Raw genomic sequence first — 14932 nt, 5'->3', positions numbered from 1 at the left:
CGCATCGCCTGCACCATCTTGATCACACCCGCCACACCCGCAGCAGCCTGCGTATGACCGATGTTCGACTTCAACGACCCCAACCACAACGGCCGACCGGCCGGCCGATCCTGACCATAAGTGGCCAAAAGCGCCTGCGCCTCAATCGGATCACCCAACGCCGTCCCCGTACCATGCGCCTCCACCGCGTCCACATCCGCCGCAGACACCCCCGCATTCGCCAACGCAGCCCGGATCACCCGCTGCTGCGACGGACCATTCGGCACCGTGAGACCACTGCTCGCACCGTCCTGGTTGACGGCAGAGCCACGTACGACGGCCAGTACGGGATGTCCGTTCCGCCGCGCGTCCGAGAGCCGCTCCAAGAGCAGCATCCCGACCCCCTCGGCCCAACCCGCCCCGTCCGCCGTGTCCGAGAAGGATTTGCACCGGCCGTCCGGCGACAGGGCCCGCTGCCGGCTGAACTCCACGAAGATGGTGGGGGACGACATCACGGCCACGCCGCCGGCCAGGGCCATCGTGGACTCGCCACTGCGTAGTGACTGCACGGCCAGATGCAGCGCGACCAGCGACGAGGAGCATGCCGTGTCCACCGTCACCGCAGGGCCCTCAAGGCCCAGGGTGTAGGAGATCCGTCCCGAGGCGACACTGCCCGCGCTGCCGTTGCCTATATGTCCCTCGAAGCCTTCAGGGGCCGACTGCATCCGGGCGGCGTAATCGTTGTACATCACGCCGGCGAAGACACCGGTCCGGCTGCCCCGCAGCGAGGACGGGGCGATGCCGGCTCGCTCCAGTGCCTCCCAGGAGGTCTCCAGGAGCAGCCGCTGCTGGGGGTCGGTGGCCAGTGCCTCCCGGGGCGACATGCCGAAGAAGCCTGGGTCGAACTCGGCTGCTTCGTAAAGGAATCCACCTTCGCGGGCGTAGCTCTTCCCCTGCCGGTCGGGATCCGGGTCGTAGAGGTTCTCCACGTCCCACCCTCGGTCGGCGGGGAACACCGAGACCGCGTCGGTGCCGTTAGCGACCAGGTCCCACAGACCCTCGGGCGAGGTGGCGCCGCCCGGGTACCGGCAGCTCATTGCCACGATCGCGATGGGGTCGTGGTTCTTGGCCTCCAGTTCCTCGACTCGGCGGCGGGCCTGACGGAGGTCCGTGGTTGCCAGTTTGAGGTAGGTGCGGAGTTTGTCCTCGTTGGACATTCGAATTCAGCTCCCCGTGCAAAATCGCGAAAAGGAAAACGGCCAGGTCCCGCGTTCCTCGTCTCAGGATTTCCCCAGCTCGTTCTCGAGGGCGCTGAACAGCTCGTCGTCCGTTGCCGTTTCGATGTCGCTGTCCGCGTAGGTGTCATACGCCGCCCGCGCGCCTCCGGCGTCGCCGAGTCTTGCCAGGAAGGACTTCATCCGCACCATGATTTCCAAGCGCCTGACCTCGTCCTTGGCGACGGCGTCGAGCATGCTCTCCAGCCGGTCCAGTTCCGCCGCCGCGGACATCGCCGCCCGGCCCGCAACCCCGCTGCCGTCCTCGTCGAGCGCGATCTCCGTGCGGAGGAATTCTGCGAGTGCGGTGGGGGTGGGGTAGTCGAAGATGAGTGTGACCGGCAGTCGCAGCCCCGTGGCCGCGTTCAGCCGGTTGCGGAATTCGACGGCCATGAGCGAGTCGAAGCCGAGCTCCGTGAATCCGCGGTCCGGTTCGACGGTTGACGTCGTGGCGTGGCCGAGAATGGCCGCCGCGTCCTTGCGTACGAGGGACAGCAGGGTGTGCCTGCGGCCGGGCTCGTCGAGTGCGGTCAGCCGTAGCTTCAGCGCGGACCCGTCCTCCGGTGCCGACGCCGCGCCCGTTCCCGCTGCGGCGGTGCGCCGCGCGGGGAGGCGTACCAGGCCTCGCATGACCGGAGGAACCGCGTCCGGGCTCGTCGGGCGGTTGAGCGCCGCGCGGTCGAACTGGATCGGCAGGAGCGCGACCTCGCCCGACTGCTGTGCGATGTCGAGGAGTTCAAGTGCCCGGTCGGTCGGCAGCGGAGTCATGCCGCCGCGTGACAGGCGCCGGATGTCGGTCTCGGAGAGGCTGCCCGTCAGACCGGTGGTCTGGGCCCAGAAGCCCCAGCCCAGGGAGAGGGCCGGCCTGCCCCGCGCACGCCGGTGCTGAGCCAATGCGTCGAGGAACGCGTTGGCGGCAGCGTAGTTGGCCTGGCCGAGACTGCCGAAGGTGGCGGATGCGGAGGAGAAGAGCACGAACGCCGAGAGGTCGAGCTCGCGAGTCAGCTCGTCCAAGTGGATCGCCGCGTCGAGCTTGGGACGCAGCACCGTGTCGAGCCGTTCCGGTGTGAGGGAGGAGAGGACGCCGTCGTCGAGCGTGCCGGCGGCGTGTACGACCGCGGTCACCGGGTGCTCGGCCGGGACACCCGCCAGCACCCCGGCCAGCGCGTCCCGGTCGGCGACGTCACAGGCCGCCACCGACACGCACGCGCCCGCATGCTCCAGTTCGGCCACCAGCTCCGCCGCACCCGGGGCCGCTGCCCCGCTGCGACTCGCCAGCAGCAGGTGCCGCACCCCGTGTTGCACCACCAGATGCCGGGCGACGACACCACCCAGCGTGCCGGTCGCACCGGTCACGAGGACGGTGCCCGTACCGAAGGCGGGGGCACTGCCGGCCGTGCCCGTGTCTGATGCGGTGGTGCCGGGTGCCGCACCGGCTTCGGGGGCGGTCGCGGCGACGCGTGTCAGTCGCGGGACCCGCACGTCGCCGGCCCGCAGGGCGAGCTGCGGCTCGTCCTGGGTTTCCGACCACGCGAGCGCGCCGGGCAGCGCATTCCACGAGGCCTGTACGCCGTCGGTGTCCACGAGGACGAACCGGCCAGGGTTCTCGGTCTGCGCCGAGCGCAGCAGACCCCACACCGTGGCCGCGGCCGGATCCGTCAGTTCTCCGTCGGGGCCGCCGGCCGTCGCGCCGCGTGTCACCAGCACCAGGCGTGATCCAGCCGTCGCGAACCGCTTCTCGGACAGCCACGCCTGTGTCAGTGCGAGCGCCCGGTGCAGCGCGTCACGTACGGCCGTGGCCATGCAGCCGCCGGTCCGGCTCGTGTCGGTCGAGCAGTCGGCCAGGACGACCGGCGGGAGCGCGTCGCCGTCGGCGAAGGCGTCGCGGAGGGAGTCGAGATCCTCGTACGGCTTCACGTCCGTGCGAGCCTCGGCCAGCGCGGAGGCCGCGCCGAGAGCGTCGCCGCCCACGACGGCCCAGGGGACGGAGCCGGAAACGTCTCGCTCGTGCGGGACCGGGCGGCCCTCCCACTGCACGCGGAACAGCGCGTCCTGGAGGGGTCCCCGGTCGGCTGCGCTCCCCAGCCGCTGGGTGTCCACCGGCCTCATGACCAGCGAGTCCACCGAGGCCACCGGCCTCCCGGTGTCGTCCGCCAGGGCCAGGGACACTGCGTCCGTGCCCGGCGTGGGCGCCATGGCCACCCGCAGGGCCGTCGCCCCGGCGGCGTGCAGCGACACACCGCGCCACGCGAAGGGCAGCCGCGCCTCCGGTGCCGCGGCGCCGTCTTCGGTGTGCGCGGTGACCGCGCTCAGTCCCGCCGTGTGCAGCGCGGCGTCGAGCAGCGCCGGGTGTATGCCAAACCGATTCGCCTCCGCTTGCCACTCCTCGGGCACCGCGACCTCGGCGAAGGTTTCGTCGCCGCGTCGCCAGGCTGTCCGCAAGCCCTGGAAGAGGGGGCCGTAGTGGTATCCGAGCTCGGCGAACCTCTCGTACACATGGCCGCACTCGACCGGTGTAGCGCCCGCGGGTGGCCACACGGTGAGATCCGGGACGGGCGCCCCGATGCCGGGTGGCTGCGCCGTGGCGGCCGTCAGCACACCGGTGGCGTGGCACGTCCAGGTTTCGTCGTGGGCGACGGCATCGGGCCGCGAATGGACGCGCACCTCGCGGCGACCGGAGTCGTCCGCGCCGGTGACCGTCACGCGCAGGTGGACGCTGTCGTTCTCGGGCAGTACCAGCGGGGCCTGGAGCGTCAGCTCCTCGACCACATCACACCCGACCTCGTCACCCGCACGGACCGCCAGCTCCACGAACCCGGTCCCCGGCAGCAACACAGAACCCGCGACCGCATGATCAGCCAGCCACGCATGCGTACGCAACGACAAACGCCCCGTGAACACCACACCCGCCGACTCCGGCAACACCACCGCCGCACCGAGCAACGGATGACCCGCAACCGCCAACCCCAGCCCCGACAGACCACCCTCCGCGAAACCACCAGCCTCAAGCCAGTAGCGACGGCGCTGGAAGGCATACGTCGGCAGATCCACCCACGACGCACCCGTCCCCACGAACGCCCGCGCCCAGTCCACCTCCACACCCTGCACCCACGCCTCGGCCAACGACGTGAAGAACCGGTCCAGGCCCCCCTCGTCACGACGCAACGTGCTGGTCACCACGGCGGATGCGGTCTGCTCGGGGCTCTCCAGCGTCTCCAGAACGCCCATCGTCAGGATGGGATGCGGACTGATCTCGACGAACACCTGGTGTCCGTCCTTCGCCAGCGCGCGGACGGTCTCCTCGAAACGGACCGGCTCGCGCAGGTTCCGGTACCAGTAGCCGGCATCCAGCTGCGCGGTGTCGAGGGCTCCAGCGGTCACGGCCGAGTAGAAGGGCACTTCGGACGCGCGCAGTTCGACGCCGGAGATCAGCTCGGCCAGTTCCTCCTCAATCGCCTCGACGTGTGCGGAGTGCGCGGAGAAGTCCACTCCGGGGACGTTCCACCGCATCACCCCGGCCTTGGCCAGTACGGTCCCGAACCCGGCCAGCGCGTCGGCATCGCCCGAGATCACCACGGCCTTCGGGCCGTTCACAGCGGCGATGGAGATCGCCTCACCGAAGGGGGCGATCCGCTCGCGTACCCACTCCTCCGACGCCACGATCGACAGCATCCCGCCGCGCCCTGCGATGGCCAGCAGAGCCTGGCTGCGCAGTGCGACCACGCGGAGGGCATCCTCCAGGGACAGTACGCCGGCCACATACGCGGCGGCGACCTCGCCCTGCGAGTGTCCCACCACGGCGGCCGGTTCCACACCTGCTGAGCGCCACATCGCCGCGAGCGACACCATCATGGCGAACAGAGCGGGCTGCACGACATCCACCCGCGCCAGCATCGTCTCGTCGTCCAGCACTTCGCGCAGTGACCAGTCGACCAGCCCGCCCAGCAGGCGCTCGCACTCGTCCATCTGCGCCGCGAAGGCGGGCGACGACCCCCACAGCTCGCCGGCCATCCCGGCCCACTGCGAGCCCTGCCCGGGGAACACGAAAGCGACCCGGCGGCCGGAGCCCGAGGTGCCGGACCCGGCCACCACACCCGGGGCCTTCTCCTCGCCGGCGGCCAGCGCGCTCAGCCCCGCGACGAGGTCCTCGCGCGAGCCGCCGATGACCACGGCGCGGTTCTCCAGCGCCGCCCGCCCGGACGCCAGCGACCAGCCGACGTCCACAGGAGACAGCTCCATGTCGTCCCGTACCCGGGACAGCAGCCGTGCCGCCTGGTCCCGAACCGCGTCGGCGCCGTGCCCCGACACCACCCACGGGACCGTGGGCAGCGGGACCGCTCCGGCCGGGGGTGCCGCGTCGGATGACTGTTCCGTCTCCGGCATCGCCTCGTGATGCGGGGCCTCTTCCAGGATCACGTGCGCGTTGGTGCCGCTCACTCCGAACGACGACACTCCGGCGAGGCGCGGGCGTCCTTCAGCCTGCGGCCACTCCCGGCGCTCCGTCAGCAACTCGACGGCGCCTGCCGTCCAGTCGACCTTCGTCGACGGCTCATCCGCGTGCAGCGTCCGGGGAAGCACGCCGTGCCGCATCGCCAGCACCATCTTGATCACGCCGGCCACACCGGCGGCGGCCTGCGTGTGCCCGATGTTCGACTTCAACGACCCCAGCCACAGTGGGCGGTCGGCCGGGCGTACCTGCCCGTACGTGGCGAGCAGCGCCTCGGCCTCGATGGGGTCGCCCAGTGTCGTGCCCGTTCCGTGGGCCTCCACGACGTCCACGTCCGCGGCCGAGATCCGCGCGTCCGCGAGCGCCGCCCGGATCACCCGCTGCTGCGAGGGACCGTTCGGCGCGGTGAGACCATTGCTCGCACCGTCCTGGTTCACCGCCGAGCCACGCACCACGGCGAGCACGGGATGCCCATGCCGTCGTGCGTCGGACAGCCGCTCCAGCAGCAGCACGCCCGCGCCCTCTCCCCAGCCCATGCCGTCGGCCGTGTCGGAGAACGCCTTCGAGCGCCCGTCGGCCGCCAGGCCACGCTGCCGACTGAACTCCACGAAGGCCACCGGGGTGGACATCACGGAGACGCCTCCCGCCACGGCCAGGGAGCACTCCCGGCGGCGCAGTGCGTGCGCCGCCTCATGCAGGGCGACCAGGGAGGACGAGCAAGCTGTGTCCACGGTCACGGCCGGGCCTTCGAGGCCGAGGAAGTAGGAGAGGCGCCCGGAGAGCACCGCACCGGAGCCGCCGGTGACGACGTAGCCGGCGACGTCCTCGGTCACCGCTCCTGCGCTCGGGCCGTAGTGGGAGGGCGCGCCGCCCACGAAGACGCCGGTCCGGCTGCCCTTGAGCGACGTCGGGTCGATGCCGGCGCGCTCGATCAGCTCCCAGGAGGCTTCGAGGAACAGCCGCTGCTGCGGGTCCATCGCCAGCGCCTCGCGCGGTGCTATCCCGAAGAAGGCCGCGTCGAACTCGGCGGCGTCGCGGACGAAGCTGCCTTCGTTCACGTACGTCGTGCCATGCCTGCCCGAATCCCCCTCGGGGTCGTACAGGGCGTCGATGTCCCAGCCTCGGTCGTCGGGCAGGGCGGAGACGGCGTCGGCGCCTTCGTCGAGCAGCTTCCACAGCTCCTCGGGGGAGTCGGCTCCGCCGGGGAAGCGGCAGCTCACCGAGACGATCGCGATGGGCTCCCGCTCACGCGCCTCCTGTTCCTGGAGGCGCGTCCGCGTCTTCTGGAGGTCGGAGGTGACCCACTTGAGGTATTCCCGAAGCTTGTCCTCGTTCGCCGTCATGACTTACCGAACTCCTGGTTGATGAAGTCGAACAGTTCGTTGTCCGTGGCCGCGTCGAGCTGGTCGTCGCCGGGCCGGTGGCCCTGCGGGGCATCGGGGAGTCCGCCCGCCGACGAGCCGTCGAGCCTCGACAGAAGTACGTGCAGTCGCGAGGTGACCGTGGCCCGCAGGTCCTCGTCCTCCGCCCGGAGGGAGAGGACCGCCGCCTCCAGCTTGTCGAGTTCGGCGATCGCGGACCCTGGTGTGCCCGCCCCGGCTCCGGCGAACTGAACGCGCAGGTGCCCGGCGAGGTCGAGGGGGGTCGGGTGGTCGAAGACCAGCGCGGTAGGAAGGCGCAGGCCGGTGGCGTTCTGCAGCCGGTTGCGGAGTTCGACGGCTGTCAGGGAGTCGAAGCCGAGCTCCTTGAAGGCCCGTTGCTCGCCGACCGTGTCGGATTCCTCGTACCGCAGTACCGCGGCTGCGGTGGTGCGGACCAGCTCGAGCAGGGTCCGCTCCAGCTCAGGTCCGCTCATCGCCGTGAATCGGTCGGCAGGCGAGACGGCGAGGCCGCCGGGTTCCTCCCCCGCACCGGTCGGTTCAGCCGGGCCGGGCGACTGAAGTGCGCGCTGTGCCTCCGGCAGGTCGTCGAACAGAGGGCGCGGCCGGGCAGCGGCGAACCCGGGCGCGAAGCGTGACCAGTCCACGTCCGCGACTACGGCACACGTCTCGTCATGGTCCAGGGCCTGCTGGAGTGCCTGGATCGCCAGTTCGGGGTCCATCGCGAGCACGCCGAGGCGTTCCATGTGGGCCTCGGCCCCGTTGTCGGCCAGCATCCCCTCTCCGCGCCAGGCACCCCACGCGACGGATGTGGCGGGGAGGCCGCGGGAGCGGCGCCGCTGGGCCAGCGCGTCGAGGTGCGCGTTGGCCGCGCCGTACGCACCCTGCCCGCCCGCACCCCAGACGCCCGCGTTGGACGAGAAGAGCACGAAGGCGTCCAGATCGTCGCCTTCCAGTAGTTCGTCCAGGTGCACGGCGCCGGCCACCTTGCCCGCCGCGGCGCCGGAGAGTGTGGCGAGATCTGTCGCCTCGAGCGTCGCGTTCGGCGCCACACCCGCGGTGTGCACCACCGACCGCACGGGAGACCCGTCGGCACGCAGTCGTTCCAGCAGCGCCGCGAGCGCGGCACGGTCCGAGACGTCGCATGCGGCAATCGTCACTTGAGCGCCAACCCCCGTCAGCTCGTGCAAAAGCTCCTCGGCGCCTGCGGCCTCCATGCCGTGACGGCTGGTCAGGACAAGGTGCTGTGCTCCCCGGCGCGCCAGCCAGCGAGCAACTCGCCTACCCAGCGCGCCGGTTCCGCCCGTGATCATGACCGTACCCTGTGGCTTCCAGTCACGTACAGCACGAATTTCTCCGAGCGGTGCGTGCACGAGGCGCCGCGCGAAGAGGCCCGCCGTTCGCAGGGCGAGCTGGTCCTCCGGACCTGCCGTGCCACCGATCAGTACGCCGCTCAGTCGCGACAGCACACGAGGGTCGGGGGTTTCGGGCAGGTCGATCAGACCGCCCCAGCGCTGCGGGTGCTCCAGTCCGACGACCCTGCCCAGCCCCCAGGTCTGGGCCTGGGCCGTGCTGACATCGGCACCGTCGGCACGGCCCGTGGACACCGCTCTCCGCGTCGCAAGCCACAGCGGTGCGGCAAGATCCGCGTCACCCAGGGCCTGCACGAGTTGCAACGTGACGGCCACGCCTCTCGGCACCGCCGGGTGCACCGGATGCGGATCCTCGTCGAAGGCGAACAGCGAGAGTACGCCGCTGATGCCGTCGGCCCTCCCGTGCCGGGCGAGAGCATCTCGTACGCGTTCGGCAAGCTGGGGCCGGTCCCCGTCGGCCGCGTCCCAGAGGAGCGGGACGACGGCCGCCCCACCGTCGGTCAGTACCCGGGCGACGGCTCGGGCCCACGGCGACTCGGCTTCCCGGGTCGGGACGACGAGCAGCCACGCGCCGGTCGCGGCCGTCGCGGACGCCGGCTGGTTGTCCGGCAGCCGCTTCCAGGTGACGCGATAGCGCCAGCTGTCAAGAGTGCTCCGGGTGCGCCGCTGCCGGCGCCACGAGGAGAGCGCGGGGAGCAAGCTGCCGAGTGAGGACTGCTGGTCCTCGTCCTGGACCGCGAGTGTCGTGGACAGGGACTCCAGGTCCCCGCTCTCGACCGCCTCCCAGAACTGGGCATCCACCTGGCCGGCCGCTGTGTCCGCCGTCGCCGTGCCCGCACCGGAGGCCGCTTCCGCGGCCGGTGCCTCGAGCCAGTAGCGGCGCCGTTGGAAAGCGTACGTCGGCAGGTCTACCCGGCGCGCACCGGAACCGGCGAACGCCTGTGCCCAGTCGACATCCACGCCCTGGACCCAGACCTCCGCCAGCGAGGTCAGGAAGCGGTCCGGACCGCCGTCGTCGCGCCGGAGCGTGCCGGAGACCACGGGAGGCGCCGTCGGGTGCCTCTCCGGGCTCTCCAGTGTCTCCTGCATGCTGACCGTGAGGACGGGGTGGGCGCTCACTTCGATGAACGTGCCGTGGTGCTGCTCGGCCAGTGCCTCGATGGCGGCCTGGAAGCGGACCGTCTGCCGCAGGTTCCGGTACCAGTACCCGGCGTCGAGCCCGCTGGTGTCCAGCCACCCCCCGCACACGGTCGAGAAGAACGGCACGTGGGAAGCCTTCGGCCGTACGTCGGCCAGCACCTCGGCGAGCTCGTCCTCGATACGTTCCACATGGGAGGTGTGCGAGGCGTAGTCGACGGCGATCCGCCGGACCCTGATCTCCTCGGCCGTGCAGGCGGCGACCAGTTCGTCCAGCGCGGCAGGATCACCGGCCACGACGACCGAGGCGGGCCCGTTGACGGTGGCGATCGACAGCCGGCCGTCCCACGCGGCAATGCGCTCGGCCGCCTTGCCGGCCGACAGCTGCACGGATGCCATCCCGCCGTGCCCGGCCAGGCTGACGGCGATGGCCTGCGACCGCAGCGCCACCACCCGGGCGCCGTCCTTCAGGGACAGTCCACCGGCGACGCATGCGGCGGCGATCTCACCCTGCGAATGGCCCACCACCGCGGAGGGCAGGACGCCGTACGACTGCCACAGCTCCGCCAGCGACACCATCACCGCCCATGAGACCGGCTGCACCACATCCACCCGCTCCAACGACGGCGCACCCGGAACCCCACGCACCACCGCATCCAAATCCCAGTCCACGAACGGCGCCAACGCCAGCCCACACTCCGCCATCCGCTCCGCGAACACCGGCGCCACATCCAGCAGACCCACCGCCATACCCGCCCACTGCGAACCCTGGCCCGGGAACACGAACACCACCCGGCCGGCAGCCCCGGAAGCGGAACCCTCGACCAGACCGGTGGCCGTCTCACCCCGCGCGAGGGCCGCCATACCCGAAGCCAGCGCGCCCCCGCTACCGACCATGACCGCTCGGTGCTCGAACACCGAACGGCCGGCGGCGAGCGACCAGCCGACATCCGAGGGTGACAGCTCCGCGTCGCCCCGCACCCGCGCAGCCAGCCGCGCTGCCTGGCCCCGCAAGGCGTCCGCGCTCCGGCCGGACACCACCCACGGCACGGCAGCCGGGAGGGCGTGCGGTACCGCCCCTTCGGCAGATTCCGCCGCGGGCGCCTCGGCCGACCCGTACGACTCCGGGGCCGGGAGGGAAACCCGCTCGGAGAGCCTTTCGTACGGCTGCTCAAGGATCACGTGGGCGTTGGTGCCGCTCACACCGAACGACGACACACCCGCACGACGCGGACGCCCCTCACCCTCCGACCACTCACGCGCCTCCGTCAGAAGCTCGACCGCACCGGCCGACCAGTCCACCTTCGACGACGGCTCCCCCACATGCAGCGTCCGCGGCAGTACGCCGTGCCGCATCGCCTGCACCATCTTGATCACACCCGCCACACCCGCAGCAGCCTGCGCGTGGCCGATGTTCGACTTCAACGACCCCAACCACAACGGCCGGCCGGCCGGACGATCCTGACCATAAGTGGCCAGAAGCGCCTGCGCCTCGATCGGGTCGCCGAGCGTCGTCCCCGTGCCGTGCGCCTCCACGACATCCACATCCGCCGCAGACACCCCCGCGTTCGCGAGGGCCGCACGGATCACCCGCTGCTGGGACGGTCCGTTCGGCGCGGTCAGACCATTACTCGCACCGTCCTGGTTGACGGCGGAGCCACGCACCACCGCCAGCACCGGATGACCGTTGCGCCGCGCATCCGACAACCGCTCCAGCAACAGCATCCCCGCACCCTCGGACCACCCCGTACCGTCGGCCCCGTCCGAGAACGACTTGCAGCGGCCGTCCGGCGACAGGGCCCGCTGCCGGCTGAACTCCACGAACGTCATCGGCGTGGACATCACCGTCACTCCGCCCGCCAGGGCGAGCGTGCACTCACCGGCACGCAGAGCCTGGGCGGCCAGGTGCAGTGAGACCAGGGACGACGAGCAGGCGGTGTCGACCGTGACCGCCGGCCCCTCCAACCCGAAGGTGTACGACAGGCGGCCGGACGCCACGCTGCCGGCACTGCCGTTGCCGAGGTAGCCCTCGAACCCCTCCGGTGCCAACCGGAGCCGCGAACCGTAGTCGTTGTACATCACACCGGTGAAGACACCGGTTCGGCTGCCCCGCAGCGCCTTCGGGTCGACACCCGCACGCTCGAGCGCCTCCCAGGCGGTCTCCAGGAGCAGCCGCTGCTGGGGGTCGGTGGCCAGTGCCTCGCGCGGTGACATGCCGAAGAATCCTGGGTCGAACTCCGCTGCGTCGTGCAGGAAGCCGCCTTCTCTGGCGTACGTCTTGCCCTGCCGGTCCGGGTCCGGGTCGTAGAGGTCCGAACCCCATGCCCGGTCCGTCGGGAACTCCGAGATCGCATCCACGCCGCCGTCGACCAGGGCCCACAGCGCCTCGGGGGACTCGACACCGCCGGGGTAGCGGCAGCCCATGCCCACGATCACGATCGGATCGCCGGGGTCACTTACCAGGGACGGCACGACGGCCCCGGCGGAAGAGTCCGCCAGCGGGTCTTCGCCACCGAAGAGTTCGCCACTCAGGTGGGTGACGAGAGCACCGGGGGACGGGTGATCGAAGACGAGCGTGGCCGGGAGCCGCAGACCGGTCGCCGCGTTCAGCCGGTTGCGGAGTTCCACTGCTGTCAGCGAGTCGAAGCCGAGCTCCTTGAATGCCCGGCCGTCCTCGATCGCATCCGCCGAGCCGTGTCCGAGAACTGTCGCGATCAGTCCGCGTACGAACTCCGACAGCGCACGCGCCCTCTCGCCGGCCGGGAGCCCGGACAACCTCTGCACCAGGGCCGCGGCAGCTCCGCCGCTCTCCGCCGCCCGCGCCCGGCGCACCGGCCCGCGTACCAGCCCGCGGAGCACGGCGGGTACCTCGGTACCCAGCGCACGCAACGCAGCCTGGTCGAAGCGCACCGGCAACAGGAGTGCCTCGTCCGCCGCGACACCGGCATCGAACAGGGCCAGCCCGTCCCGCGAGGACAAGGCGACCAGCCCCGAACGAGCCGCCCGCGCCAGATCCGCCCGGCCCATCTCGCCCGTCATCCCACTGCTCTGCTGCCACAGGCCCCATGCCAGTGATGTGGCCGGCAGATCCTCGGCACGCCGTACGGCCGCCAGCGCGTCCAGAAACACGTTCGCCGCGGCGTAACCGCCCTGGCCCGCGCTGCCCAGCACGCCCGACGCCGACGAGAACAGCACGAACGACGACAGGCCGAGGTCCCGCGTCAGCTCGTGCAGATTCCATGCCGCGTCCACCTTCGGGCGCAGAACCCGCTCCACGCTCCCAGCCTCCAGGCCGGTGACCAGCGCGTCGTCCAGTACCCCGGCGGCGTGTACGACCGCGGTCAGCGGGTGCTCGGCCGGGACACCCGCCAGGACCCCGGCCAAGGCGTCCCGGTCGGCGACGTCACACGTGGCCACCGACACGTGCGCGCCCGCCTGCTCCAGTTCCGCCACCAGTTCCGTCGCGCCGGGGGCCGCTCCCCCGCTGCGGCTCACCAGCAGCAGGCGCCGTACGCCGTGCTCCACGACCAGATGCCGGGCCACCAACCCGCCCAACGTGCCGGTTGCCCCGGTCAGCAGCACGGTGCCGTCCGGGTCCCACGACCGCGGCTCCCGTTGCGCGGCCGGCTCAGCGCGCACCAGCCTCGGCACGCGTACGACACCGTCGCGTACGGCCAGCTGCGATGCGTCGGAGGAGAGCAGGGCATCAGGCAGTCCAGGGGTTCCATCGGTGTCGATGAGTACGAACCGCCCCGGGTTCTCCGTCTGCGCCGAGCGCAGCAGCCCCCACACCGGAGACGCGGCCAGATCCGTGACCGTGTCCTCGGAGCCGACCGCCATGGCACCGCGTGTCACCAGCACCAGTCGTGTGCCGGCCGCCTCGAACTGCTGGTTCGCGAGCCATGTCTGCGTCAGAACCAGTGCGCGGTGTACGGCCTCGTGTGCGGCAGGTGCGGTCTCCCCGCCCTGCGAGGTGAAGGGGACGAGAACGACGTCGGGGACTGCCGCACCGTTCTCGACGGCCGCGCACAGCTCCTCAAGTCCGGCGTGGACCTCAGCCCCACGGACCCCGAGTCCCGCGACCGCGTCCGCGGACCCGATCACCGCCCACGAGTCGCGGGGTGCCGCAAGGGCGGGGTCCTGTGTGGTCGCCTGCGGCTCCTTGGTCCACTCGACCCGGAACATCGCTTCGTCGGTCCCGCTGCGGGCCGCCGCGTTCGCTATCCGGGCCGGATCCATGGGCCGCAGGACGAGGGACTCGATCGCGGCGACAGGCTGCCCGGTGCTGTCCGCGACCGTCACCGACACCGCGTCGTCCGCGTCGGCAGGGGCGAGACGCACGCGCAGGGCCACCGCACCGGCCGTGTACAGCGACACGCCCCGCCACTCGAACGGCAACCGAGCCAGGCCGTCGGCGAAGAATCCACCGAGCCGCAGACCGTGCAACGCCGCGTCCAGCAGCGCCGGATGCAAGCCGAACCTGCCCGCCTCCTCCTGCCGGTCCTCGGGGAGCACGACCTCGGCGAACACCTCGTCACCGCGCCGCCACGCCGTCCGTACGTTCTGGAACACCGGTCCGTAGCCGAAGCCGTCGGCCTCGAAGTCCGCGTACATGCCGTCGGCGGCCAGCGCCACGGCACCCTCCGGCGGCCACGCCGTCAGATCGGCCACGGGCTGCGAAGTACCAGCCGTCAACGTTCCGGTCGCGTGGCTCGTCCACTCCGTGTCGGTGTACGCGTCGCCCTTGCGTGAGTACACGCCGAACGTACGCCGGCCTGCCGCGTCCGGTTCCGCGACCGTCACACGCAGCTCGACTCCGTCCTTCTCGGGCAGTACCAGCGGGGCCTGGAGCGTCAGCTCCTCGACCACATCACACCCGACCTCGTCACCCGCACGGACCGCCAGCTCCACGAACCCGGTCCCCGGCAGCAACACAGAACCCGCGACCGCATGATCAGCCAGCCACGCATGCGTACGCAACGACAAACGCCCCGTGAACACCACACCCGCCGACTCCGGCAACACCACCGCCGCACCGAGCAACGGATGACCCGCAACCGCCAACCCCAGCCCCGACAGACCACCCTCCGCGAAACCACCAGCCTCAAGCCAGTAGCGACGGCGCTGGAAGGCATACGTCGGCAGATCCACCCACGACGCACCCGTCCCCTCGAACGCCTGAGACCAGTCCACCTCCACACCCTGCACCCACGCCTCGGCCAACGACGTGAAGAACCGGTCCAGGCCACCGTCATCACGACGCAACGTCCCCACCACGACCGCAGCGTCCGCCTGCTCCTGCACACTCATCACCAGCACCGGATGCGCACTGACCTCGACGAA

3 protein-coding genes are annotated in these 14932 nt (G+C 71.3%); all 3 read right to left on the bottom strand.

The window, feature by feature from the left end:
- Positions 1-1196 (bottom strand): type I polyketide synthase (locus ACWCQM_RS40320; protein ID WP_450920030.1); only part of this gene is annotated, 1196 nt, incomplete at its 3' end.
- A gap of 63 nt (positions 1197-1259) precedes the next feature.
- A complete protein-coding gene (locus ACWCQM_RS40315; RefSeq protein ID WP_450920029.1) occupies positions 1260-7043 on the bottom strand; it encodes an SDR family NAD(P)-dependent oxidoreductase in 5784 nt (1927 codons plus the stop codon).
- Positions 7040-14902: a type I polyketide synthase gene (locus tag ACWCQM_RS40310; RefSeq protein ID WP_450920028.1), complete on the bottom strand. Its 7863-nt coding sequence runs from the start codon at positions 14900-14902 to the stop codon at positions 7040-7042. Before ACWCQM_RS40310 ends, ACWCQM_RS40315 begins: the two co-directional genes overlap by 4 nt.
- Positions 14903-14932: the final 30 nt, after the last annotated feature.

It is taken from the genome of Streptomyces sp. NPDC002125 (assembly GCF_053593715.1).
The sequence above is the reverse complement of the archived record's forward strand: the minus strand, read 5'-3'. Positions and strand labels throughout refer to the sequence as shown.

Bases quoted from the DNA above. Each gene is read 5' to 3' on its own strand.
- ACWCQM_RS40315 (WP_450920029.1), bottom strand. From the start codon at position 7,043: ATGACGGCGAACGAGGACAAGCTTCGGGAATACCTCAAGTGGGTCACC.